23 protein-coding genes are annotated in these 24,684 nt (G+C 52.4%); 14 read left to right on the top strand and 9 right to left on the bottom strand.

Annotated features, from left to right (window positions below; genetic code table 11):
• Nucleotides 1-168: 168 nt before the first annotated feature.
• From TK_RS03320 to TK_RS03300, 5 genes are all read left to right on the top strand, one after another.
• Nucleotides 169-1,215, top strand: a complete 1,047-nt coding sequence (locus tag TK_RS03320; RefSeq protein ID WP_011249623.1) for an FAD-dependent oxidoreductase — start codon at nt 169-171, stop codon at nt 1,213-1,215.
• Nucleotides 1,216-1,251: 36 nt separating this feature from the next.
• Nucleotides 1,252-2,265 carry a deoxyhypusine synthase gene (locus TK_RS03315; protein ID WP_011249622.1) on the top strand — a complete coding sequence of 338 codons (1,014 nt, stop codon included), beginning with the start codon at nt 1,252-1,254 and terminating at the stop codon, nt 2,263-2,265.
• Between the two features lie 78 nt (nt 2,266-2,343).
• A complete protein-coding gene (locus TK_RS03310) occupies nt 2,344-3,102 on the top strand; it encodes a hypothetical protein (RefSeq protein WP_011249621.1) in 759 nt (252 codons plus the stop codon).
• Entirely contained in the window at nt 3,099-5,606 is a 2,508-nt protein-coding gene (locus TK_RS03305; protein WP_011249620.1) for a CDC48 family AAA ATPase, read from the top strand. The genes TK_RS03310 and TK_RS03305 overlap by 4 nt, the downstream gene beginning before the upstream one ends.
• Nucleotides 5,607-5,684: 78 nt before the next feature.
• On the top strand, nt 5,685-6,020 hold the full coding sequence (locus TK_RS03300; protein ID WP_011249619.1) for a PRC-barrel domain-containing protein: 336 nt from the start codon (nt 5,685-5,687) through the stop codon (nt 6,018-6,020).
• Here the strand turns inward: TK_RS03300 and TK_RS03295 are convergent.
• Nucleotides 6,017-6,724, bottom strand: coding sequence for a metallophosphoesterase family protein (locus TK_RS03295; protein WP_011249618.1), 708 nt, complete (start codon nt 6,722-6,724; stop codon nt 6,017-6,019). The two genes, TK_RS03300 and TK_RS03295, sit on opposite strands and share 4 nt — an antisense overlap.
• A 301-nt stretch (nt 6,725-7,025) precedes the next feature.
• Here TK_RS03295 and TK_RS03290 point away from each other — a divergent pair, with 301 nt between their 5' ends.
• The gene (locus tag TK_RS03290) at nt 7,026-7,583 is read left to right on the top strand and encodes a hypothetical protein (RefSeq protein ID WP_232500608.1); all 558 of its coding nucleotides are present in this window, start codon (nt 7,026-7,028) and stop codon (nt 7,581-7,583) included.
• Between the two features lie 42 nt (nt 7,584-7,625).
• Here TK_RS03290 and acs read toward each other — a convergent pair whose 3' ends face one another.
• Nucleotides 7,626-9,023 carry an acetate--CoA ligase alpha subunit gene (gene acs / locus TK_RS03285; RefSeq protein WP_011249616.1) on the bottom strand — a complete coding sequence of 466 codons (1,398 nt, stop codon included), beginning with the start codon at nt 9,021-9,023 and terminating at the stop codon, nt 7,626-7,628.
• Nucleotides 9,024-9,242: 219 nt separating this feature from the next.
• Between acs and TK_RS03280 the strand changes: the two genes are divergently transcribed.
• Nucleotides 9,243-9,890: a phosphoribosyltransferase gene (locus tag TK_RS03280; protein ID WP_011249615.1), complete on the top strand. Its 648-nt coding sequence runs from the start codon at nt 9,243-9,245 to the stop codon at nt 9,888-9,890.
• 12 nt (nt 9,891-9,902) lie between these two features.
• Nucleotides 9,903-10,199 carry a hypothetical protein gene (locus TK_RS03275; RefSeq protein ID WP_048053674.1) on the top strand — a complete coding sequence of 99 codons (297 nt, stop codon included), beginning with the start codon at nt 9,903-9,905 and terminating at the stop codon, nt 10,197-10,199.
• 14 nt (nt 10,200-10,213) lie between these two features.
• Here TK_RS03275 and TK_RS03270 read toward each other — a convergent pair whose 3' ends face one another.
• Complete coding sequence (locus TK_RS03270) at nt 10,214-12,346, bottom strand: CGP-CTERM sorting domain-containing protein (protein WP_011249613.1); 2,133 nt, start codon at nt 12,344-12,346, stop codon at nt 10,214-10,216.
• A 97-nt stretch (nt 12,347-12,443) separates the two neighbouring features.
• On the opposite strand from TK_RS03270, the gene TK_RS03265 reads away from it, so the two are divergent.
• On the top strand, nt 12,444-13,445 hold the full coding sequence (locus tag TK_RS03265) for a metal ABC transporter solute-binding protein, Zn/Mn family (RefSeq protein WP_011249612.1): 1,002 nt from the start codon (nt 12,444-12,446) through the stop codon (nt 13,443-13,445).
• 6 nt (nt 13,446-13,451) lie between these two features.
• On the opposite strand, the gene TK_RS03260 is transcribed toward TK_RS03265, so the two are convergent.
• From TK_RS03260 to TK_RS12340, 4 genes are read right to left on the bottom strand one after another with little or no spacing between them, the layout of a single operon-like run.
• Nucleotides 13,452-14,363, bottom strand: coding sequence for an ABC transporter permease (locus TK_RS03260; protein ID WP_011249611.1), 912 nt, complete (start codon nt 14,361-14,363; stop codon nt 13,452-13,454).
• On the bottom strand, nt 14,360-15,394 hold the full coding sequence (locus tag TK_RS03255) for an ABC transporter permease (protein ID WP_011249610.1): 1,035 nt from the start codon (nt 15,392-15,394) through the stop codon (nt 14,360-14,362). The genes TK_RS03260 and TK_RS03255 overlap by 4 nt, the downstream gene beginning before the upstream one ends.
• Entirely contained in the window at nt 15,391-16,917 is a 1,527-nt protein-coding gene (locus TK_RS03250) for an ABC transporter ATP-binding protein (RefSeq protein ID WP_011249609.1), read from the bottom strand. The genes TK_RS03255 and TK_RS03250 overlap by 4 nt, the downstream gene beginning before the upstream one ends.
• A 39-nt stretch (nt 16,918-16,956) precedes the next feature.
• Entirely contained in the window at nt 16,957-18,249 is a 1,293-nt protein-coding gene (locus TK_RS12340; protein ID WP_011249608.1) for a BMP family ABC transporter substrate-binding protein, read from the bottom strand.
• A gap of 183 nt (nt 18,250-18,432) precedes the next feature.
• Between TK_RS12340 and TK_RS03240 the strand changes: the two genes are divergently transcribed.
• The 4 genes from TK_RS03240 (at nt 18,433) to ftsY (ending at nt 21,972) form a co-directional block, all read left to right on the top strand.
• Nucleotides 18,433-18,891 carry a hypothetical protein gene (locus TK_RS03240; protein WP_011249607.1) on the top strand — a complete coding sequence of 153 codons (459 nt, stop codon included), beginning with the start codon at nt 18,433-18,435 and terminating at the stop codon, nt 18,889-18,891.
• 109 nt (nt 18,892-19,000) lie between these two features.
• A complete protein-coding gene (locus TK_RS03235) occupies nt 19,001-19,630 on the top strand; it encodes an IS607-like element ISTko1 family transposase (protein ID WP_011249606.1) in 630 nt (209 codons plus the stop codon).
• Nucleotides 19,623-20,876 (top strand): RNA-guided endonuclease InsQ/TnpB family protein, encoded by a 1,254-nt coding sequence (locus tag TK_RS03230; RefSeq protein ID WP_011249605.1) that lies wholly within the window; start codon nt 19,623-19,625, stop codon nt 20,874-20,876. Before TK_RS03235 ends, TK_RS03230 begins: the two co-directional genes overlap by 8 nt.
• A gap of 67 nt (nt 20,877-20,943) precedes the next feature.
• Complete coding sequence (gene ftsY / locus TK_RS03225; RefSeq protein ID WP_011249604.1) at nt 20,944-21,972, top strand: signal recognition particle-docking protein FtsY; 1,029 nt, start codon at nt 20,944-20,946, stop codon at nt 21,970-21,972.
• Nucleotides 21,973-22,078: 106 nt separating this feature from the next.
• Here the strand turns inward: ftsY and TK_RS03220 are convergent, their stop codons facing one another.
• Nucleotides 22,079-22,888, bottom strand: a complete 810-nt coding sequence (locus TK_RS03220) for a ZIP family metal transporter (protein WP_011249603.1) — start codon at nt 22,886-22,888, stop codon at nt 22,079-22,081.
• Nucleotides 22,889-23,020: 132 nt separating this feature from the next.
• Between TK_RS03220 and TK_RS03215 the strand changes: the two genes are divergently transcribed.
• On the top strand, nt 23,021-24,010 hold the full coding sequence (locus tag TK_RS03215; RefSeq protein WP_011249602.1) for a Gfo/Idh/MocA family protein: 990 nt from the start codon (nt 23,021-23,023) through the stop codon (nt 24,008-24,010).
• A gap of 45 nt (nt 24,011-24,055) precedes the next feature.
• On the opposite strand, the gene TK_RS03210 is transcribed toward TK_RS03215, so the two are convergent.
• Nucleotides 24,056-24,580, bottom strand: a complete 525-nt coding sequence (locus TK_RS03210; protein ID WP_011249601.1) for a ferritin family protein — start codon at nt 24,578-24,580, stop codon at nt 24,056-24,058.
• Nucleotides 24,581-24,684 lie beyond the last annotated feature (104 nt).

Raw genomic sequence — 24,684 nt, 5'->3', positions numbered from 1 at the left:
ATCACTTGGCGGAAGTAGTTAATAACCTTGTCCGTCTATCCGACGAATTAGGTTTCCCGAATTTGGAAAGTTTTCGTCATTTGTACAAACTTTTCATGAAAAATGCCTTAAAGTTGAAAACTTTTTGTTAAAAACCAAAGGTTCTAAAAAAATATTGGGGGTGATTGAGTGAGGTTCTACATCTGCAGGGAAAAGGGAGAACCAAAGCCTTTCAGGATAGCGATCATCGGCGCAGGACCGGCGGGATTGTCGGCGGCTGGTTATCTGGCCTGTAGAGGCTACGAAGTCCACGTTTACGAGAAGATGCCCGAAGGAGGAGGAATGGTGGCCTTTGGAATCCCAGAGACCAGAATACCAATAAGGACGGTTAGAGGAGGGGTTAGAGATCTTGAGAGGCTTGGAGTGAACTTCCACTTCAGGACGAAGGTGGTCTACGATTCTCCCAGGGAGCTGGGCGACGAGTGGGCGGAACACTTCGTCTCGCTTGAGAGACTTTTAGGGGAGTTTGACGCGATTCTGATAGCAACCGGTGCCTGGAGGCCGAGGAAATTGAAAGTGCCAGGTGCTGACCTTCCCGGCGTTTACGACGCCCTCAGCCTGCTCCACCACATAAAGATGGCGAGGATAGGCTACTACTCCTGGGAGGGGATACCCGACCTCAAGGGCAAGCACATTGTGGTTATAGGAGCAGGCTACACGGCGGTTGACGTTGCCATCGAGGGCAGGCTTCTCGGAGCGGAGAAGATAACGATGGTCTACAGGAGGGGGCTGGAGCACAGCTACGCGAAGACCGAGATCAGAAAACTCATTGAAGAGGGCGTTGAGTTCATAGAGTTCGCAACTCCCGTGAGGATAATCGGAGACGAAAGGGTTCAGGGAGTCGAGTTCGCAAAGACTAGAATCGAAGAGGGAAGCGTCATAACCACTGACGAGCGCTTTATACTCGATGCCGACATCGTTGCCTACGCCATTGGCCAGCTACCGACCAGCCCGATAAGGGAGGTGGTCTGCGCCAACGAGGAAATTCTAAAGGAAGCAGGCATCTTCTTCGCGGGCGATGTTGTGGCTCCGAGGAACATTGGGACAGCTATGAGGGAAGGAAAGGAGAGGGCAAAAGAGATTGAAGAGTGGCTTCTAAAGAAAGCCCCCAAGAAGGTCTTCCCAGTCCCCGTTGCTGCCAGGCTTATCAGCGAAGTCGCGAACGGGAAGTGCTGACGAAAGCTTTAAACACTCTCTCCCCAACCCCATTCCATGACCGAGCCGAAAGATATCGTCCTCAAAGAGAGCGAAGAGGTAGAGGGAATCCCAATAGAGGGGCCGTGGCTGGACGACGTTTCAAGCCTTGAGGAAGTTCTCGACTACTATGAACGGATAGGCTTCCAGGCGACCCACCTCGGAAAGGCCATCGAAATCTGGAAAAAGGTAGAGAAGAGGCGCGCCGAAGGGAAAGAGGTTAGGGTTTTCCTCGGCTACACTTCAAACATAATCTCTTCCGGCCTGCGCGAGCTGGTCGCGTGGCTCGTGAAGGAGGGTAAGATTGACGTCATTGTAACGACCGCCGGGGGAATCGAAGAGGACTTTATAAAGGCTCTGAAGCCCTTCATCCTCGGAGACTGGCACGTGAACGACGCCCTGATGCGTGAGAAGGGAATCAACAGGATAGGTAACATCTTCGTGCCCAACGACCGCTACATCGAGTTCGAGAAGTACATGATACCCTTCTTCGAGCGCGTTCTTGAGATAGAGAAGGAGCGCGGAAAGCCGCTGACTGCCAGCGAGTTCATCTACGAGCTCGGAAGATACATGGATGAAAAGCTTGGAAAAGAGAAGGAGCGCTCGGTAATTTACTGGGCCTACAAGAGGAACGTGCCGATCTTCTGCCCGGCAATAACAGACGGCTCGATAGGGGATATGCTCTACTTTTTCAAGGAGGAGCGAGGAGATAGAGAACTCATCATAGACATCGCCAACGACATCGTGAAGCTCAACAATCTGGCGGTTACAGCAAAGGAGACCGCCTCGATAATCCTCGGCGGCTCACTTCCAAAGCACGCCATAATAAACGCAAACCTCTTCAGGGGAGGGACTGACTATGCGATCTACATCACAACGGCCGTCCCCTGGGACGGTTCGCTGAGCGGCGCGCCTCCGAGTGAAGGGGTCAGCTGGGGCAAGATAAGGGCAAAGGCTGATTACGTCGAGATATGGGCGGATGCAACGCTAGTCTTCCCCCTGCTGGTGTGGAAGGTGATGAAAGCCCCCTGAGAACTCCTTCTTCTTTACCATCTGCCCAACAACCACAGCTCAGAAAAGGTTTTTTAACGTCCCTGCTAACTTTCGACCATGAGAGTAGCGATCATGACAGGCGACGTGAGGGTCTACTACCTCGCCACCAAGGTGTTAAAGGAGTATGGGATACCCTTTCTGAGCCTTAGGGTTGGCGAGAAGATTCCCTACGATGTTGAGGTCGTGCTCACGGGTGAGAAAGATAAGGTTGAGTTCCCTGTTAAGGTTATCGTGAGGGATGAAAACTTCATAGACGACCTTCTCGCCAGGCTGGAGGGGAGAAAGCGCTTCCAGAACGTCTTCATAGCCATAGACCCGGGGGACAGGCCGGGAATGAGCGTCGTCGCCGACGGAAGGGTTATAGAGGTCCACAGGCTTAAAAGCCCCAAAGACGTCGAACCCGTAGTGGGACTGCTTGAGAAATACCCGACCGCCAAGCTGAAGGTCGGCAATGGGGCCAAAAGGCAGAGGACAATGATGCTGAAAGCCCTCGGGGAAGTACTCGGGTATGACTACCCAATAATCATTGTGAACGAGTCCAGAACAACGCCTAAGGTCGGCGGGGTTGAAAGCTCCTCAGTGGTTGATATCGTTGCATCCATAAACATCGGACTCAGGGAAGGCAGGGAGACCACCATAGGCGACGTTCTGGAGGTAAAAGAACCCACGAAAAAGGAGATAGAGCATATAAAAAGAAGGAGCCGCGAGCTGAGCGGAAACATTACGATTTCCTCCAGGCTGGCCAGGGAGGTTGCGCTCGGGAACCTCACGCTTGAGGAGGCGATAGAAATTCACAGGAGGGGGCGTTCAAGATGATATTCGGTAAAGAAGATGAAAAGGTTGACGAGATTAAGCTCCGCGTCGCGGAGGCCCTGAAAAGGGACGTTGGAAGGGGAATAGTCAGGTTTGACAGAAAGTACCAGAGAAAGCTCGGCGTTGAGCCAGGTGACATAGTTGCGCTCAAGGGAGAGAGGGTTACGGCGGCGATAGTTGCAAACGCCCACCCAGACGACAGGGGACTTGACATAATCAGGATGGACGGCTACATCAGGAGAAACGCGGGAGTGAGCATAGGGGACTACGTCACGGTCTCCAGGGCGGAAGTCCAGGAGGCCAAGAAGGTCGTTCTGGCCCCTGCCCAGAAGGGAGTCTTCATCCAGATTCCTGGGGAGATTGTAAAGCAGAACCTCCTCGGAAGGCCCGTCGTCAAGGGCGACCTCGTAGTGGCCGGTGGACAGAACGAGGCGGTTTACTCGCCCTTTGATGAGCTGCTCAGAGGGTTCTTCGAGGCTATGCCGATCGGCTTCGGTGAGCTGAAGTTCGTTGTGGTAAACACAGTTCCAAAAGGCATCGTCCAGATAACCTACAACACCGAGGTCGAGGTGCTCCCGCAGGCCGTCGAAGTCAAGGAGGAGAGCATCCCTGAGGTCACCTACGAAGACATAGGCGGCCTCAGCGACGCCATTCAAAAAATCCGTGAGATGGTCGAGCTCCCGCTCAAGCACCCGGAGCTCTTCGAGAGGCTTGGGATTGAACCGCCGAAGGGAGTTCTCCTCTACGGGCCGCCAGGAACGGGTAAGACTCTCCTGGCGAAGGCCGTCGCCAACGAGGCAAACGCCCACTTCATAGCCATCAACGGCCCAGAGATAATGAGCAAGTTCTACGGCGAGAGCGAGGAGAGGCTGAGGGAGATATTCAAAGAAGCCGAGGAGAACGCCCCGAGCATAATCTTCATTGATGAGATAGACGCGATAGCCCCCAAGAGAGAAGAGGTCGTTGGGGAGGTCGAGAAGAGGGTTGTCAGCCAGCTGCTTACCCTGATGGACGGTCTCAAGAGCCGTGGGAAGGTCATAGTCATTGCCGCTACCAACAGACCTGATGCACTCGACCCGGCCCTGAGGAGGCCTGGAAGGTTCGACAGAGAGATTGAGGTCGGCGTTCCCGACAAGCAGGGCAGGAAGGAGATACTCCAGATCCACACCAGAGGAATGCCCCTCGAACCGGACTACGACAAAGAGGCCGTCCTTAGGGTGCTCCGCGAGATAAGGGAAAAGGGCAACTTTGATGCTGAAAGAGTAGACAAAATCATTGCCGAAGTTGAGAACGCAAAGAACGAGAGCGAAGTCAAGGAGGCCCTCAAAAAGGACGCCGAAATATACTCCGAGGTCAGGAACAGGCTGATAGACAAAATGCTCGACGAGCTGGCTGAAGTTACGCACGGCTTCGTCGGTGCTGATTTAGCTGCCCTTGCAAGAGAAGCGGCCATGGTCGTTCTCAGGAGGCTCATCAAAGAGGGCAAGATAAGCCCCGAACAGGAGAGAATCCCACCAGAGGTTCTCCAGGAGCTCCGCGTTAGAAGAGACGACTTTTACGAGGCCCTCAAGATGGTTGAGCCAAGTGCCCTCAGGGAGGTACTCATCGAAGTCCCGAACGTCCGCTGGGAGGACATCGGGGGCCTTGAAGATGTCAAGCAGGAGCTCAGAGAAGCAGTAGAATGGCCGCTCAAGTACCCCAAGGCCTTTGAGAGGCTCGGCATTGAGCCGCCGAAGGGAATACTCCTCTACGGCCCGCCAGGAACGGGTAAGACTCTCCTCGCCAAGGCAGTAGCCAACGAGAGCCAGGCCAACTTCATAGCGATAAGGGGGCCAGAGGTTCTCTCAAAGTGGGTCGGTGAGACCGAGAAGAGGATTAGGGAAATCTTCAGGAAGGCTCGCCAGGCTGCTCCGACGGTGGTGTTCATAGACGAGATCGATGCAATAGCACCGGCCAGGGGATCCGAGGGGGACAGGGTCACTGACAGGCTGATCAACCAGCTGCTCACCGAGATGGACGGTATTCAGGAGAACAGCGGCGTGGTCGTCATTGGTGCCACCAACAGGCCGGACATTATCGATCCAGCACTCCTCAGGCCAGGAAGGTTCGACAGGCTGATACTCGTTCCAGCTCCAGACGAGAAGGCCAGACTCGAAATATTCAAAGTCCACACCAGAAGAGTACCGCTTGCAGGTGATGTTGACCTTAGGGAGCTCGCCAAGAAGACCGAAGGCTACACGGGTGCGGACATAGCCGCGCTCGTCAGGGAGGCGGCCCTAATAGCGATGCGCAGGATAATGAGAGAGCTCCCGCGTGAGGTAGTTGAAAGCGAGTCCGAGGAGTTCCTTGAGAGGCTGAAGGTGTCGAAGAAGGACTTCGAGATGGCCATGAAGAAGGTCAAACCGAGCGTCACGCCGTACATGATGGAGTACTACAGGAGCTTTGAGGAGAACAGAAAGAAGCAGGCAGGGAAGGAAAGAGGAGGCCCCGACTACTATACCTTCTGACACCCCACTTTATTTTTGGAAAAGGTTTTATACACCGATGCCCAATAACGGTGGGAACAACTCCAGAGGTGGCTGATAATGGTAAAGATAATGGCATCAAAACTTAGGGACGTTGAGCTGATAACCGACACGGGAATAAGGCTTGGATGGGTCTACGACCTGAGCTTCGATGAGGAGACAGGGGAAATACTCGTCATCGTTGCAGAGCCCGACGAGGATCTCGACGTCAGCGAGTTTGTCACGGACCAGGAAGGACTCCTTCTGATCCCAATCAGTGCAGTGAAGAGCATTGGTGAAGTCATAATAATAGACTCCAGCAAACTGGCCGTTAAGTCAAAGCTCAAGCACCTTCCAAGCGTGACTGCAACTGCACGGGAGAAGAGGCTTGGCGGCGGCCTTCAAAGAAAGGGTTAAAGGCCCTCAAACAGCCTATTTGCCAGGAACCTTGGAAGGCCCTCTTCGATTATTTTTCTTGCCGCTTCTTCCACATCGTATTCCACCCTGTGGAACTCCACGTTCTCTGGGGGTTCTTCGCTTGTGTCTATGATGGCGTAGCTTGCCCGCCAGTCCCCGTCCCTCGGCTGGCCTACGGAGCCTGGGTTAATTATTCTTCGTCCTTCTATGACTTTGAGCATCGGAATGTGAGTGTGACCCACCAGAAGGTCGTCCTGCCTGATGTAGGTAAGAACAGCCCTGAACTCGCTCTCTGGAAGCCATGGGAAGAGGTACTCATCCAGAGGTGCCCTCGGGGAGCCGTGAATGAGTAGATAAGTCCTGCCAGCATCGTCGGTAAAAAGCTGCCTCACTGGAAGTCTTCTGAGGAACTCTATGTTCTCGCTCTTCATAACCCACTGGTGCCATCTAACCGCTTCCCTCGCGTAGGGATTGAACCCCCAGTCCGCCCCAAATGCCACCGCGTTGTCGTGGTTGCCCCGGACGCAGAGAAAAGTCCTCTTCCCCATCTGCTTTCTGACGAACTCAACGACCTCGTTTGGACTCGCCCCATAGCCGACGAGATCCCCCATACAGAGTATCGTATCAGCGTGCTTTACCTCTTTCCACACCGCCTGAAGGGCCTCCCAGTTGGAGTGGATGTCTGAGATTAGGGCGATGAGCATGGTATCACCGTTTTAAGTGATGCTATTGGAATTTATATGTTATCTCGAGACCATGGAAGTGGAGCTATTACAACTAGAGTGGTGCATTGATGAGGCCGTAAACGAACATCCAGAGCGGGATTATGCTGAACACAAGCTCTTCCCGTCGAATGTTTCCCGTATGGTTCATAGGTTTCGTTTCCTCCGTGTATAGCCATAGTTGTATGAATTTTGAAGCCTCTGAAATCTTTGGGGATCTGGGAACATGACCATACCACAATGTCTGAAACATTAATAAGCATTTGAGCCTATATGTTATTAGGTGAGTTCATTGAAGAGACTATGTGCTCTGGCAATTGGTGCGTTGGTTTTGGTTGCCCTCTTCACCACGTACTCGTGGCACAAAGCTGAGGAAGACCTGAAACTCTCCAGAACGGTTCGTGAGGAGAGCTGGGGTAGGGTGTACTTGACAGTAGCCGAGGATATCTTTGAGTTTGGTTACATGGATAGAGCCTTTGAGGATCTCCTTGAGAAAAATGCTTCGGAAGATGAGATAGTCGAATACGCGGGTGCTTATTACCTTATGGCTAGGCATGTTGAGAGGGTTTTCATCTTCTTAAGCTATGAGTTATACGAGGGGTATTTCAAGTATTACAAGATTGGAAGGGCCTTCGGGAACCTTGAAAGATTCTTTATTGACATACGCTCCAAGAGGGGAGTCAATAGGACCGAGACTATCCGGACGAATATTGAAACCTTTAGGGAGATTTCTCGCATAGCAAGAAAGATTGGGAAATACGGTGATCCGCGAGATATCCCGGAGGAACTTGCTGATGAGTTACTGAACACAACCAAAAATCTAAAACTCGTCTACGAGTGATACGTGTGGTGTCTCAAGACCAAAAAATGAATGGGAAGGAGATCACTCCTTCTTCTGCTTCTTCTTCCACCTGCTCCAGCGGTAGAGCGCTGCGAGGGCCTTTATTGCCCTCTCCGGCTCTGGGTAGGCCGGTATTCCTTCCTCGTTGAGCCTGTCGATGGCTTCCTTGGCCTCTATACCGCCGACGATGGCAACCACGAGCGGCTTCTTCCTGCCGCTCTCGTTGTACTCGCGGATGACTATGTCAGCCAGATCCCTCGGGTCGAGGACGGCGGTCTGGCAGTAGAGAACCGCTATGCTGTGCATGTTCGGGTTGGCGAGGGCGTCCCTTATAGCACCTTCGTAGCTCTCGGCACCGGCCATACCTGTGAGGTCAACCGGGTTCTTGTAGGAGCCGAACGGCGGCATGTGGTTGGCGAAGACCTTGAGGTCCTCGAGGTTGTCGTAGAGGTGCAGACCGGCTTCCTCTGCCGCGTCGGTAGCCATAACGCCTATTCCACCGCCGTTGGTGAGGATGACGAGGTTCTCTCCCTCGGGCTCGGGCAGGTTGCTGAGGGTTCTCGCGTAGTCGAAGGCCTCGCCGATGGTGTAGGCTCTTATGACTCCGCTCTGCTTGAAGGCGGCGTCAAAGACCTTATCGCTACCGGCGAGTGAACCAGTGTGGGAAGCGGCTGCTTTAGCACCGCGCTCGCTCCTTCCTGCCTTGATGACGACTATTGGCTTGACCATGCTGACGTCCTTGGCCACTTCCATGAAGCGCCTTCCGTCCTTAACGCCCTCCATGTAGATGAGGATTGCCCTTGTGTTCTCATCCTCCTTGAAGTACTCGAGGAGGTCAGCGTCGTCGATGTCGCTCTTGTTTCCAACGCTAACTACAGCGGAGAGACCGACTTTCTCAAGGATTGTCCAGCCCATAAGGGCTATTCCAAGGGCACCGCTCTGGCTGATGAGGGCAAGCGGGCCTGGGAGAACGTCGGTCGGACCGAAGGTTGCGTTGAGCTTCTCGGGGGTGTAAACGACACCGAAGATGTTCGGGCCGAGAATTCTCATGCCGTACTTGTGGGCAGTTTCGACGAGCTGCTGCTCAACCTTCTTGCCCTCCTCACCGAGCTCACCGAAGCCCGAACTTATGATCGGGAGAACTTTAACGCCCTTCTGGCCGCACTCCTCAACGACCTGCGGAACGAACTTGGCAGGGACAACGATGACGGCCATATCAACCTCGTCGGGAACATCGAGAATGCTCTTGTAGACCGGGAACTTCCTTCCGCTGATCTCAATTTCGCCGCCCTTAACGTTGACGGCGTATATCTTTCCTTCGTATCCGTAATCGACGAGGTTCTTCATAATTGCGTATCCTATCTTCCCAGGCTTTCCAGAAGCGCCTATAACTGCTACGCTCTTGGGCCTGAACAGTGCCTCTATCTTGGGGTCAGCCATTTTTATCACCTCTGATGACATTCACAGTTTTACGTCTGTAAAAGCAGTTAAAACGTTTCTCTTCTCGTTTTGACGATAGGAAAATCGGCGACTGTTCAAAACCCAGCCAAACAACACCCTCCATTAGAGCCCCAGAACACAATAGTCACATCCATGGCAATTCACGTTATCCAAAAACCTTAAATATAACATTCACCTCGCCCCGTTAAGGGAAATCCAATGAAGAAGTTTCCTGCAAGGCTCGCTTCTTGGGAAGACATTGAAAGGTGGGCGAAGGAAGGCGCCTGGAAGATTCTGGAAGAAGGCTGGAAGCCAGATGTGGTGGTTGGTCTCGCCAGGGGCGGCTGGGTCGCGGCGAGACTCTACTGCGACTACCTGGGAATCAAAGACCTTGTAAGCCTCAAGGTGGAGCACTGGGGAGTAACCGCTACTCCGGACGGCAAGGCCAAGCTCAAGTACGGCACGAACTACGACCTCAGCGGGAAAAAGGTTCTCATCGTCGACGACATCAGCGATACTGGTGAGAGCCTGACGCTGGCCAAAAACTACGTCGAGAGCAAGAGCCCTGCGGAAGTCAGGACTGCAACACTCCTGACGATCAGAGGCTCCCGCTTCAAGCCCGAGTACTACGGAGAGGAGATAGACTGGGCCTGGATAGTCTTCCCGTGGAACTTCGTCGAGGATATGATAAACCTCGTGAGCAACATTCTTGAGGAAAAGGAAGCGGTAAGCACCGACGAGATAATCGAGCTCTTCAAGGAGCTCCACGGTCTCGAAGTCCCGAAGGGCAAGCTCGAAGAGGCCCTCAGGATGGCTGAAATGAGGAAGGTTTTTAAGTTCAGGGAAGGGAAGTGGCTCAAAGCCTGAGGGAGTGGTAGCTTGGACAGGGAGAAGAAGGTTGAGGAGATCAAGAACCACAGCGTCTACTCCCGCGAGATATACGAAATGCACAGCGAGAGCATCGACGAGGTAATAGAGAACTACGAGGAGCTCAAGGAGACCTACCTCAACGACCACTCCCGCGCTAGGATCGTGAGGATAGTCTTCAACGAGGACAACGACCTTCCCCTGGCGATAGAGTTCCACAGGAAGGACGACAGCTTCAAGGGATTCACGATAGCCATCGGCAAGCCGCACATCAAGAGCAACGGAAACGGAAAAAAAGAGAAGGAATGAACTTTTCCACTTCTTTACCTTCTCCTTCTGATGAGAAGCGGTATTATTGCTAGGCCAACGAGAGCCGCTGGTCCGCACATGTTTTTGTCCGTCGCGGTAGTTCTTGAAGTCTCTACCGGGCTCGTTGTTTGACTTTTAGATGGCGAGGTCGTGGGAGTTGTTGTGGTTGAGGAATCGACGGACGTAGTGGTTGTTTCGGGCACTGTGGTAGTGTCAGTCCTGACGGTTGTTGTGGTCGTTGTGGTCGTCTGCGGGCTTAATAGAAGGGTTGCGTTGAACGACTCGCTGAGCCTCTCCGCGAGGGGTTTGTTGTAGAACCCGACCTCAATGGCCCCGGGCGTCCATATCTCGTAGCTGCTCAGGTAGTAGGTGGGGTTTTTGAACAACTTAGTCATGTTTTCGTCCGTTCCCGCGATCCAGACCACGTAATAGTACGTGTTGTATGGGTTTACGGACGCCATCAAAAGGGCCGCTTTGTCGACCGTCTGGAACCCACCAGCCGCGACGGAGGTATTGCCGTAGACTGCCCTGAGGGGGCTTTCCTCGTCAAGGAGGAGGAAACTGGTGACGTTGTTCTCGCGGATTACTCTCCATCCCTCGCCGGCCCTCTCAAGCCGAATCGGGAAGTAGTCGTCGAAGATGTCAACGATCCTGTTGGTCGAGGGGGTTCCGATTAGTACAAGGTGGGAACTTAAATCCGAAGGGGTAACGTTCACGTCGGCTTTGACTACAACGTCGTCTATTCCGCCGTTTCTTCTGTAGAATTTCCTCAGGATTTCTGCAACCTCATCGGCGAAGCTTTTGATGTTTCTACTTTCAGTTGGGCTTAGGTTGGCCGTTCCATAGATTACAACGACTCTGTTACCAAACCATCCTTTATCGAGGGCCCTTACGGGGGTAACCGGCACCTCAAGGTTGTATACCTTGGTGACGTTTTCGGGGGACGCGAACTTCTCAAGGGACTCCAGCGCGCGGGGAACGCAGAGGGAGATGTTTTTGAGCTCCCCGCTTTTAACGTCGAGAGCACAGCTCTGAATCTCGTTGTAAAGCCATTCGACCCAGAACTCTCCCCACGCCTTCTGCATCTGCATCGCAAGGAGGGTGTAGTTGTGGTTGACGTGGCTTATGGCGTAATCTGCCCAAGCATCCGCAAAGCCCTCGTAGATCATAGTAAGGCCGACATAGTGACCGTCGTAGGTGGTGAGGTAAGGCATATCGTCCCTCGCGGCGTCTATCACGTAAGAGTAGGTATACAGGTCCAGGGTGTTCAGTACAGGAATAGTGACGTCGTGTCCCAGCTCGTGGTAGATGAAGTTCAGATAGAGCAGTTCGTCGAGGCCGGTGCTGTTTATGAGGTCCCTGTTGAGGGGGAGTCCCATCATGGTGTCGCGGGCGGTTTTGTAGCTCCACACCGTCCTCTGAGGGTCCCTCCTCACGAGCGGAAGGAATCCCGCAGCCCCCCATGCCGTCCTGTTGTTTTCCGTGGTTGTCAGGCTGTGGCCATGGATGGCAACCAGATACGGGTGGAAGAAGACGTACGTGACGTTGGAGACACCGGCGTGCTCCTCCATAAACTCGTCGGGCGGAATGAGTGAAAGAGCTCCTCCGTAGAGCCTTAGGTCTTCCATGTAGTAATCCTGATGAGTCCTGTAAAACTCCATGAAGTCGGTTTCGTTGGCAAACTCTCTCAGGGCCGGCAGGAATTCGTTCTTAAACCAGTTGAAATACTCGCGGTAATACTCTGGTACACCCTCTTCAGAATAATACTCTTCTAAATATTCGGGTATCTTAAGCTCCGGGGGCTCTGAACAGCGTACGAGCAGCATCTCAATTCGGGCTAAGTACGTGTCCTTCCATGTAAATCTATTAGAACGTGAGAGGTAGTCCCTAAGGAGAATCACAGCCGTTGAGTTCCTGTATTTCCCGAAATGGGCTTCCACTTCGTCTATATAGTCCCCCCTGTCTATAACAAAGGTGTCGTTGCCGAAGGCCAGGTAGTAGACTATTCCAAGAAGTTCCTCGTTCGGGTGTATCTGGACCTTTACGTTCTCGCTTATGTACACAGTGCCGTTCTCAACGGGCGCGGCAAGGGTTGCATTAATTCCCAGTATTGCCAGAATTATTATTGCGGCAAATACTTTCTTCATGTTATCACCGAGTATAAATTGAAAAACTGAAGTTTTTATGTTTTTTGTGGAAGGCTTTTAAAGGGGGGGGCGCTATGGTGGATTAGGGTGATCTAACATGCGCAGGGCACTGTTAATTGTAGCCGTTGTAATCGCTCTAAGCGGGCTCTTCTTTCCCCCAGCAACGGCCAGCGGAGAGAAGCCACTGGTAGTGGCCACGATAGGGCCGCTTGGCTCGATAGTCAGGGAGGCCTTCCCTGGGGTTGACGTAGTGGTCCTAATACCCCCCGGCGTCGACCCCCACGACTACCAGATGACAGCGGAGCAGGTTGAACTCGTCCAGAGGGCCAGTGTGATAGTGACCACCGGTGGCCACCTTCCGGTCGAGAAGCGGATGGTGGAACTCAAGGAGAACGGCGAGATTGCCGGAAAGATACTCCTCGTGGACGACTACAAAAAATACGGCTTCAGATACCTCAAGGAGCACTGGTACAACGAGAAGGACAACCCACACGGCGTCTGGCTCGACCCATACAACGCCATCGCGATAGCGGAGGCAACAGAGGAAGCGCTGATTCAAAGCGACCCTGCAAGGGAAAACGAGTACAGGCTCCAGTTTGAGGCGTTTAAAGCAAGAGTCCTGGGGATAGTTGAGGCGTACAGGGCCCTCATCAACTCAAACGCCACCGCAGTCATTCAGATGCCGCCCGACCAGTACGCCCTTGAGTGGCTTGGAATTAAGGCTGTTGAGGCCCTGAAGCCTGAGGAGGAAGTCCCGGCCAAGGGCGTTGACACGCTCGTTGAGAAAGCCAAGGAAGCGGACATTCTCGTGTACGGCCTCGACAGTCCGGATCAAATGAAGAAGGCCATGATGGAGCTGGCCGAGAAGAGCGAGAAACCGCTTGCAGGAATAACGGTCTTCTGGAGCTCGGGCAACTACACGGAGTGGCTGGTGAAGAATACAGCTGCCATCATAGAGGCACTCAAAGGTGAAAGCCTCAGAGAAACACCCCAGGAAACCAGAAAAGAAACGGGAACAAACACCGAACGGTACATCCTGCTTTCGCTGCTCACGGGGATAGTGCTCGGAACTGCCCTTGGGGTAATAATGAAAAAGTAGAGGACATCACTCCCTCTTGTACGGTTTTCCGTCCGCCTTCGGCGGTTTTGCCTTTCCTATTATTCCCGCGACCACCAGGAGAGTAACCACGTAGGGGAGTGTCGCTATGAACTGCCACGGTATCGTTCCAGCAAGCCAGGGATTGTTCTGGATGTAGAATGACAGGTTGTCAAAGAAACCGAACAGGAACGCCCCACCAAGGGCTACCAGCGGGTTCCAGTTGCTGAACACCATGTTCGCCAGTCCTATGAATCCCCTTCCGGCTGCTATGCTCTTGGTAACCGTCCCGAGCCAGTCCACGCTGAGGTAGGCTCCCCCCACTCCCGCTAAGGCGGAGGCTATTAAAACCGCTGTGAACCTGTACAGCTCAACGTTTATTCCCAGGGCGTCGGCGGCTTCGGGATTCTCTCCAACGGAGCGGATCCTCAACCCAAAGGGGGTCTTAAACAGAACCCACCAGGAGACGATGGCTATTGCTATGGTTATCACCACCATTGGGCTCAGTGAGTTGCCGAATGCGTCCCTCCAGAGCGGCTCGACCTTGACTGTGTCGGGAACTTGATGCTGTCCTGCCGTTCCCCAATAGGCCATTATTCCGAAGGCCACGCTACCGTAGCCTAAGAGGTTCAGGCCGATTCCAGGAATGACATGGTCACCCTTAAGGTAGACCGTCAGGAAACCATGTAGTGCACCGAGGAGGAGTCCAACCAGCGCTCCTCCCAGGAGTCCAACCCATCCATTGCCGGCCCACTCGGCTATCATCGTTCCAAAGAAGGCCGAGAACATCAGGATTCCCTCGTATCCGATGTTGACCACGCCAGCCCTCTCGCTTATCGTCGCCCCTATGCTGACCAGTGCTATTGGAACCATTGCTGAGAGGGAACCAAGGACGAGGCTTATTATCATCGTCTCGTTCATGCCCTCTCCCTCCGGAACCACCTGGTTGTCAGGTCGTAGAGACCAGGAACCGCCACGGCAATGATGATTATTCCCTCAATGACCTTGATCATCTCGAGTGGAACGTGGGCATGCTGCTGCATTGCGGTCGCTCCGGCGCTCAATGCACCGAAGAGGATTCCAGAGAATATTATCCCAAGTGGATGATTCCTGCCCACGAGGGCCACGCCTATTCCATCAAAGCCGTAGTTCTGGATGTTGGCCAATCCCTGGGTTATAGCGTAGCTCGGAGGTGTTCCCATCACAATCCCGGCCCCTGCCAGACCCGCGGTCATACCCCCGAGCAGGAAAGACCATATCGTAGCCTTCTTTGGACTGATTCCGCCGTATTCGGCGGCCCTCGGGTTCTGTCCGCTTACCCTGAGTTCGTAGCCCAGCTTCATGTGCCACATTATCACATACACAATGATAGCGGTGAATACGGCTATTATGAAGGCGAGGGAAAGGCTCGTGCCCTCCATTAAGAGCGGGAGCCTAGCGCTCGGGGGAATCGAGAGGGTACTGTTCGGATCCCTCGGATTGTAGTAGACGCTTACAGCCAGCCAGCTGACGAGATAGAGGGCTATCCAGTTGAGCATTATTGTCGATATGACCTCGTGGACCCCCCGATAAACCTTGAGGATCGCGGCAGGGAGGAGCCAGAGCGCGCCGACTATCAGACCCGCCAGGAGCCCAATGAGTGGGTTGGGAATGTACTGCGTTGTTATTATCGCAGCGATTGCCCCAAAGTAAACGGATCCCTCTGCACCGATGTTGAAAAGACCCGTTCTTGCGCCCAGCGCGAACGTTATGGCCGTGAGCATTATCGGGGCGGACTTTGCCAGGGTTTCGGCTATGCCGTCGAGAGAACCGAGGGAGCCAACTATAAGCCAGTAGTACGCAGAACTGGCGCTGTATCCGCTTAGCCAGAGGACTATGGCCCCTATCACTGCCCCTATCAGGATTGCCAGGATACTCTCTGCCAGGGGCTTCCAGTACCCTTTGACGTTCATGCTTTCACACCTCCCATCATAAGGCCGATCTGCTCCTCGGTAACTTCCTCGGGCTTAACAACCCCCATAAATTGCCCCTCGTACATGATTGCCATCCTGTCGCTCAGCTGGAGAACCTCGTCGAGATCAGCCGAGACGAGGAGAACCGCCTTGTTCTCGTTTCTGAGCTTCACGAGGTAGTTCCTGATGTACTCGGTTGAAGCCACATCAACGCCTCTTGTAGGCTGTGCCGCGATTATAAACTCTGGCTTTTTGCTGACTTCTCTGGCAACGATGAGTTTCTGCTGGTTTCCACCGCTTAAGCTCTTCGCTGGTGCATTCACACCAGGGGCACTTATCTCAAACTCCTCTATAAGCTCACTAGCGTGTTTCTTGACCCTGCCCCAGTCTATAAGCCCAAAGCCACGTGAGAACTCCTTTCTCCAGTGCATTCCGAGAATCGAGTTCTCCATTACGCTCATCTCGATTACGAGCCCCATGTGGGTTCTATCCTCCGGTATGTGTGCAAAACCCATGTCGTAGAGATCCCTGGGACTTTTGCCGGTTATGTCGACTCCATTGAGGTATATCCTACCCTTTTCGACTCTCCTAAGGCCAGATATGGCCTCTATCAGTTCGCTCTGACCGTTGCCTTCAACACCCGCTATTCCAAATATCTCCCCCGCTCTGACCTCAAAGGAAACTCCCCTTACGGCTTCCTCTCCGCGATCGCCCTTGACCCACAGGTTCTCAACTTTAAGAACCGTGTTTCCAGGCTCCTTTGGAGGCTTTTGTATTCTAAGGACTACGTCCCTGCCGACCATCATTCTCGCTAGAAGCTGAGGAGTTGCCTCGCTCGTCTTAACAGTCCCGATCACCTTGCCCTTTCTTATAACTGTGACGCGGTCCGTTATCTCCATGACCTCATTGAGCTTGTGGCTGATGAAGATTATAGTCTTGCCCTGGGCCTTTAGCTTCCTTAGAACAGCGAAGAGCTCCTTGACCTCTATTGGCGTTAGAACAGCCGTGGGCTCGTCGAGGATCAGTATGTCCACGTTTCGGTAGAGCATCTTCAGTATCTCGACCCTCTGCTGAACGCCGACGGGGAGGTTCTCCACTGGGACATCGAGGGGGACCTGAAAGTTCAGCTCGTCCATGAGGGCCTTGATCTCTCCACGCGCTTTTTCTAGGTCTATCTTGGAGAATAAGCCGTGACCCTCCATACCTAGGATAATGTTCTCTAGGGCCGTAAAAACATCAACGAGCGTGAAATGCTGGTGAACCATGCCGATACCGTTCGCTATGGCGTCGGCGGGGCTTTTAAACCGAACCTCTTTCCCCCTGAGAAAGATTTTACCATTTGTTGGTTTGAGCATTCCAAAGAGGATCTTCATAAGAGTCGTTTTTCCAGCACCGTTCTCACCGAGGAGACCAAGTATCTCGCCCTCATAAACCTGAACGGTAACCCCGTGAAGGGCTTTAGTGCCGTCGGGATAAACCTTGACGATGTCCCTCATCTCAAGTATCGGCGTTTTTTCTTCCATGCTATCACCCCCACCAAGGAAAGAGAAAAAGAAAAGGGTTCACTTCTTGTGGTTCTCGTAGTAGTCAAGTCCCCAGTAAGCACCGAAGCGGTAGCCTCCCTCGAACTTGTAGAGGACCGGAATCTCCATGCCGAGGACTATTCCGATGGTATCTTTGCCGTCGTTGAGGGCTATGAGCGAAGCCAGAGCCCCCGCAAGGGCAGATCCCTCGTTCTCCTTAAACAGAACCATCTGGACGTTGTGTGGCATTTCTGGATCGTAGCCGTCTATAATGACGAACCTCTGGTTCGGGTACTCCTGAGCGACCTGCTTTACGGCGTTGGTCATCATGAAGCCGACTGCGATGATTATGTCGTACTCACCGCTCTTGGCAAGGCTCCTGAGGTTGGGGAGGTAGTCGTTCTCGCTGTTGCTCTGGAGCTCAGTAATCTGAAGTCCGAAGTCCTTTGCGGCCCTTGAGGCGCCCAGGTAGGCCATGTCGTTAAAGCTCAGGTCACCCCTGCCACCAACATCATAAACGATCGCTATCTTCTTGGTGTTCTCCCTCTGGTTGAGGGTCTCGTTGAAGTAGGTCTGTGCCTTGGGCTCGTTCTTTGCCCATTCCTTGGCGAGGTTCTCCATAGCCGCCCAGTCCTCGGCGTTCCTGAGCTGCTCTATCTGGTCCTTACTTGTGGCCTTGGGGACAACTATCTCCCCGTTTATTATCTTGTTCTGAAGCTCATCAACGGCCTGCCATATCCAGTCGGGAACTTGGTTTCTCGTCTCCTCAAGGAACTGGAAGAGCTCATCTTCGCTGTTGAAGCCAAGTTCCTGGAGCTTCTTCTTCTTGGTGTCTTCGGGGAGGGCATTGAACATGGCCTTTACATCGTCTATTGTGGAGAGCTTAACGCCACCCTCCTTGAGACCGAGCTCAACGACGCCACCCTCGAACTTGTTTTCTTCTGCCTGTTTGACGGCGTTGTAAACACCGACATCAACGCGCTTCATCATGCTTGCTATTATTGCACCGGGTTTGATCCAATCCTGGGCTGAATCAACACCAATAGCGAACGGGGGACCCATCTTCTTGTTGTTAGCCTTGAGATAATCGTTAATGGCTTCAAAAACGCCCAGACCCGTTCCTCCAGCAACCTGGTAGATCACCCAGGCCCCCTGCTGGAGCTGTGCTTGAGTCGCTTGCTTACCCTTGGCCGCGTCTCCAAAGGACCCCGTGTACGTGTACAGAATCTTTATCTTCTCGGATCCGCCTCCGCCACCGCCGATACAGCCGCTGGCCACTACGCTGAATCCCACAAGCCCTATCAACAACAGGGCAAAGACAGCTTTCTTCATGGGAACACCCCTGAAAGGTTTGTCATTATGGTGTGGGTCTAGGGGGAAATATATAGTTTGTGGTCTGTTAAGGTATTCTGAAAGATTCTTGACGATTTTCCAATAACTTGAAGCGTTTTTAGAATATATTTTATGTGCTAGAAAACCTTTTTAACTATGTTCAAGGAGTAACTCCCGATTGGAATGAAGCTGAGTGATCTCGTTTATCTTAAATCGGGGAGAATCCTGATGACGGGAAGCCCTCGGAGAATAGCGAGGATATTCATCAATGAGTGGGCTAGAGAGGGATACAAAATTCTGGCGGAAGGACTTCCGTTCGTTGTTGATGGAGATGTCTTCATCGGCGACCCCCTTGAGAATCCAGGCTTTGATGCGTATCTAATATTAAACCCGCTCTCTCGCTCGAAAGAAGAACGGAAAAAGCTTTACGGTTGGCTGGAAGAAAATCGGGACAAGCTCATTCTTCTCTATGAGCCCAAATACGTCGGGGACTCAATAACCCGCTATCAGATACGGAACTTCATAGACTACCTCCTCGCCTACCGCAGGGAGACCCTTGGGGCAGAGGTTATAAAGCTGTACCGCATTGAAAATGGCAGAGTGGTTGAGTCCAGGGAGTTCATCCGGAGAAGAGGCCCGTGATGAGTGGCTTCGGGTCCGAGCGGTGAGGACACCAGCTATCGCTGAGGCCTTCTTTAACTGTTTCTCTTAACCAAAAACTTTAAATGTTTTTGTGATTAATTGTGAGTATATGGTAGTGAAAGAGAAGCTTTACACGGTTAAGCAGGCGAGCGAAATCCTCGGAGTTCATCCAAAAACAATCCAAAAATGGGATAAGGAAGGGAAAATCAAAACCATTAGAACACCCGGCGGGCGAAGGAGAATACCAGAAAGCGAAATAAAAAGACTTCTCGGCATAAGCGAAGAAAAAGGCCTAATCATTGGCTATGCGAGAGTCTCAAGCCACACACAAAAAGACGACTTGGAAAGACAGGTTGAAGCTATCAAGCAATACGCAAAAGAACGAGGCTGGCAAGTCCAAATACTCAAAGACATCGGTTCAGGATTGAACGAGAAGAGGAAAAATTATCGCAAGCTCCTCGAACTCGTCGCAAAAGGAGAAGTCTCAAAAGTCATCATCACACATCCAGATAGGCTCACCCGCTTTGGCTTCAAAACTCTCGAATTCTTCTTCAAGGAAAACGGTTCAGAGATAATCGTAATCAACGAGAAAGAAAAACCCCCACGAGAAGAACTCATTGAAGACTTGATAACCATAATCTCGCACTTCGCTGGAAAGCTCTACGGAATGCGTTCTCACAAATACAAAAAGCTCAAGAAGGGCATGAAAAAACTAATCGAGGAGGTCGAGAATGACTAAACTTGTTCTCACATACAGAATGTCGCACAACTGGAACGTTAATTCGTTCCTAAAAGAATACCAAAGACTTCTCCAGAGGGCAATTGATGAAATATCGGAGAACACGACTTGGAGAGAGAAGAAAGTCACGCACAGGTATTCCGTTGGAAGCAGGAATTATCACTACTATGAGACGACCCGCCTAATCCCGTATTTTCCACAGTCGAATGAGTTTAAGCGAGAATTAAGGAACAAACTCCTCAAGGACTGGCCTTTCGCCAAGCACTACATTGATTCTGCTATAAAGACCGCTTATTCAATCCTCAAAAGCTGGAGAGGGAACTACCTCAAAGGGAAGAGAAAAAGAGCGAAGCCAGTCGTTAAGAGAAAGTTCGTGAGGGTGAAAACAACTCTAATGAAGGTTGAAGGCTCAAGGATACGAATCACAGTTAAGCCTCGTGAGGAATACCTCGAGCTGGACTTCTCAAAGGAGTGGTTCTATGAAAGGGTTAAGGACTGGAAGGTCGGTGAACTAATAATCAGGGAGAACGACGTTCTACTAACGTTCTCAAAAGAAGTCGAGTTCTCTGGAAGAATCAAAATCGGTATTGATAGTAACTTAACGAGCCTCGATATTTTTCACCCTGAAAAAGGCTGGATTAGAGTGGACTTGAGCGAGCTACACAGGATTGCCGAGACTTATGACAGGATTATTGACGGGCTGAAGAGCGTTCAGCGGAAAGCTCCAAAGAGGATTGGAGTTCTCCTTAAAAAATACTGGACGAGGAGAAGGAACAGGATTGAGGATTATTTGAACAAGCTTGCAGTCCAGCTTTCAAGAGAGTTCCCTGATGCAGTTTTTGTCTTCGAGGATTTAAACAAGTTCAAAATGCTCCAGAACGGTTCGAGGAAGTTCAACAGGAAGCTCTCCCGTGCTACTTGGAAGAAAATCGTTGGAAAGCTTTCCTATCGTGTTCCTGTCGAGTTTGTTAATCCTGCTTACACTTCGTCCACCTGCCCGGTGTGTGGGAGTTGGTTGGAGTCCCGAAACGGGCGGGTGGTTTGTCATAACTGTGGTTTTGAGGCTGACAGGCAGTTTGTTGGTTCGTTCAACGTTTTCGTGCGGGGACTTGGGGTCGCCCTGAGCGGGGCTGAGCTTGATGATTTGCTCCCCAATGAACCCAGAGGGGAACTGAACGTGATGAAGCCCAAGTCCGTCGTGAGGGTTGATTTAAATGGAGGGAGGTTCACTCACGTTCCTCCCTAAAACTCACGACGGACAGACCCCGATAGTCATATATAATGATATACACCCTTTCCAACCGGTGGTGAAGATGTTCGGAAAGCTAAGGGAGAAGCTCAAAAAGTTCACAAAGCAGGTTGAGGAGAAAATAGAAGAGGAAGAAAAGGCCGTTGAGGCTCCAATGGCTGGGGAAGAAATACAGAAGGCTGTTCAGGAGTCCACAGAGACAGAGGGAGAAAAACCCGGATTCCTTGGAAGACTCCTCCAGGTGGAGATAAAGGAGAAGGACATCGAAGATGCCCTCGACGAGCTTGAAATTGAACTCCTTGAGGCCGATGTTGCCCTTGAGACCGTCGAAGCCCTCCGCGAGAAGATAAAGGAAAAGCTCGTTGGAAGAAAGGTCAGGATAGGCACCAACAAGGGCAAGATTATAGAGGAAGCCCTGAAAGAGGCTATTCTCGAAATCTTGACTCCCGAAAAGAAAATCGACTTGCTCCAGATGATAAAATCGAAAGAGGATAAGCCCTTCGTCATAGCCTTCGTCGGCTTCAACGGCTCTGGAAAAACAACCACCATAGCGAAGCTCGCCCACTGGCTCAAGAAGAACGGGTTCAGCGTTGTAATAGCTGCCAGCGACACCTTCAGGGCGGGTGCTATAGAACAGCTTGAAGAGCACGCGAAGAGGGTTGGCGTCAAGGTCATAAAGCACGACTACGGCGCAGACCCTGCCGCGGTTGCCTACGACGCCATCCAGCACGCAAAGGCGAGGGGAATTGATGTCGTCCTGATAGATACGGCTGGAAGAAACGAACTGAACAGGAACCTCATGGACGAGATGAAGAAGATAGCAAGGGTCACCAAGCCCGATCTGGTGATATTCGTTGGGGACTCGCTCGGAGGCAACGCCGTTGTCGAACAGGCCAAGCAGTTCAACGAGGCCGTGAGGATAGACGGAGTTATACTCACCAAGCTCGATGCAGACGCGAGGGGAGGGGCAGCCTTGAGCATAAGCCATGCAATCGGCGCGCCCATACTCTTCGTCGGCGTTGGACAGGGCTACGAAGACCTCAGACCCTTTGATGAGAAGTGGTTCGTGGAGAGGATTTTCGGGGAGGACTGATTTTTAGTCTTTTAGCCCCTGAAAATTATTCCGCTCTTTTCTATCATCCAACTTCTCAGATTTTGCTGTAAGGCTCAGGAGAAGAGAAAAAAACAAATGCACTTACTCAGCCGAGCATCGAGTCGAGGAACAGCATCACGTAGAACCCCAGGAAGAAGCCGAGAGTGACCAGCGTCTCGTTCTCCTCCCTCTTGTATATCTCGGGTATCATTTCCTTCACTGTAACGTAGAGCATCGCCCCGCCGGCCATTCCAAGTCCGTAGGGCAATAGCGAGTGGAAGACAGTGAAGAGGAACGCACCGAGGATGACCATCACCATCTCTGCCACGCCGCTAAGTGCACCCATCACTATGGGCATGAGGCGCTTTTTCTGGAGGGTCGCCAGCGGGAGAGAAACGACGGTTCCCTCCGGAAAATCCTGGATTCCAATGGCTATCGCCGTTATGAGGCCCCTCTCGAGGTCGTAGACAAGCGAAGTCCCAACTGCCATCCCCTCAGGGAGGTTGTGGATGATGACGGCTAAAACGATGAGCCACACAACCCTGAGGCGCTCCTTGAACTCTCTCGGCCCCTCGTAGCCCTTGACGAGGTGTTCGTGGGGAATGAATCGGTCTATAAGGTAAATGAGTATAACCCCAAGCAGGATTCCAACGCCCGCTGGTGTGAAAGTACCCGTTGATTCTATGGCCGGGAGTATCAGGCTTGTAAAACTTGCCACTATCATGACTCCAGCGGCGAAAGAGAGGCTCACATCCACGCCCCAGCCCGGCATTCTGTTGGCGAAGATGGCAAGAAGGGCGCCGAGGGTGGTCATTAAGGCAACGAACAGGCCCGCGTAGAAGGCCACCATTATCAGGCTGCCGCCTGAGATGCTCAGCAGCCACGATGAGAGGTTCGCTATGAATCCTTCCAGCATTATTAGGCTCACCTAAAAACATTGGGCTTTGGAATTAAAAAGCTTTTGGGCCGGTCGCGCTATCACGGAAAAATGTTATATTCAATGCCGCCGAGAATTTTTGGATATTGACTCTTTAAGGGGGGCAAAAACATGCGGAAAATCAGGCTGGGGATAGTTGGTTGCGGGATTGCAGCAAAGACCCTCCACATTCCGGCCTTAAAGGAGCTTTCCGACATTTTTGAGGTGGCTGCAGTCACGAGCAGGACAAAGGAGCACGCCGTGGAGTGCGCCGAGCTCGTTGGCGGAGCGGAAGTTTTTGAGAGCTATGAAGAGCTTCTCCGGTCGGGAGAGGTTGACGCGGTTGACCTGGCGCTTCCCGTTGAACTGAACCTTCCGTTCATAAAGAAGGCAGTCGAAAACGGGGTTCACGTTATATGCGAAAAACCGATTTCGACCGATGTAAAGACCGGAAAAGAGATAGTAAAAATCGCCAACGGCTCGGATGTCGTTGTTTACATCGCCGAGAACTTCAGGCACGTTCCCGCTTTCTGGAAGGCAAAGGAGCTGATTGATGCGGGGAAAATAGGGGAGCCCGTCTTCACGAGCTGGCACGTGTGGGTCGGCATGGACGAGGGCAACCCCTACGTGCACACCGGGTGGAGGAAGAGTCCGAAGCATGTTGGGGGCTTTCTCTCGGACGGAGGGGTGCACCATGTAGCCGCTATGAGGCTCATCTTCGGTGATGTCGCATGGATTTCCGCTGCCGTGCGCGACCTCTCCCCGCTCCTTGGGGGGCTCGACTTCATGTCGTCTCTCCTCGAGTTCGAGAGCGGAGTTGTTGGAACCTACACAGCTGGGTACTCGATTAAAGGTAAGGACAGGTTCGAGATAGTGGGGACCGATGGAAGGATGCTCGTGGAGTGGGACAGAATACTCCTCAACGGGGAGGAAATTGGCGTCAACCCGGAGAACAGCTACAAGCTTGAGTTTGAAGACTTCTACAGGGTGGTGATGGGAGAAAGGGAAAACGTCCTCGGAAGTCCCCTTGAGGCTCTGAAGGATCTCGCCGTCATAGAAGCGGCCGTCAAATCCAACGGGCACAGGATAGACCTTAAATCCCTGCTGGATTGGTCTGGATGAGTAGAGGGACTTTATATCCCGCTGGAAAGTTAAAATATAAATGGCTCAAGGCCCGACGTGCATCATCTGGCCGTACATCTCCCAGTCAAGGAGGAGCTCGTACTCGGCCTTCAGGTTGTAGTAGTGGCCCCACTCCATATCGCTGAGGTAGCGCATGAGCCTCTTCTTCTCCTCGGTGTCAACCATCTCCTCAAGCTTCGCATAGAACTGCGCCGCTATCTCCTCGGCCTTCATGGCCCAGCGGATGAGATCTATGATGTCCTGCACGCCGTTAAGCTTCCTCGCGACGGGCTGGAGCTCCGGTCCTATGTGCTCCTTGGGAAAGACAACCTCCTTCCCAGGGAACATATTGGCGTAGATCTTTCTCAAAAGCTCCTCGTGCTTCTTCTCCTCTCCGGCGAGCCACTCTATCTTTTCCTTAAGCTCCTGGATGTCAATCCTCTCGGCAAGGCTCTCGTAGAACTTCCTCGCGCCTATTTCGGCCTTGATGGCCATCCCAAGAAGCTCCTCAAGGGAGAAGTCCTTCATCTTTTCGAGGGGAAGCCCCTCTTCCAGCTCAGGCGGAACCATATTTATCACCCCATCCATCAACAAGCAGTAGTTCAATCTCATTATAGACTTCAACCCTCTTAAACCCTTCCTTTTTGAGTGATCTGAGAACAACCAAAACTAAA

Origin of the sequence: Thermococcus kodakarensis KOD1, from assembly GCF_000009965.1 — an archaeon.
Taxonomy (GTDB): Archaea; Methanobacteriota_B; Thermococci; order Thermococcales; family Thermococcaceae; genus Thermococcus; species Thermococcus kodakarensis.
The sequence above is the reverse complement of the archived record's forward strand: the minus strand, read 5'-3'. Positions and strand labels throughout refer to the sequence as shown.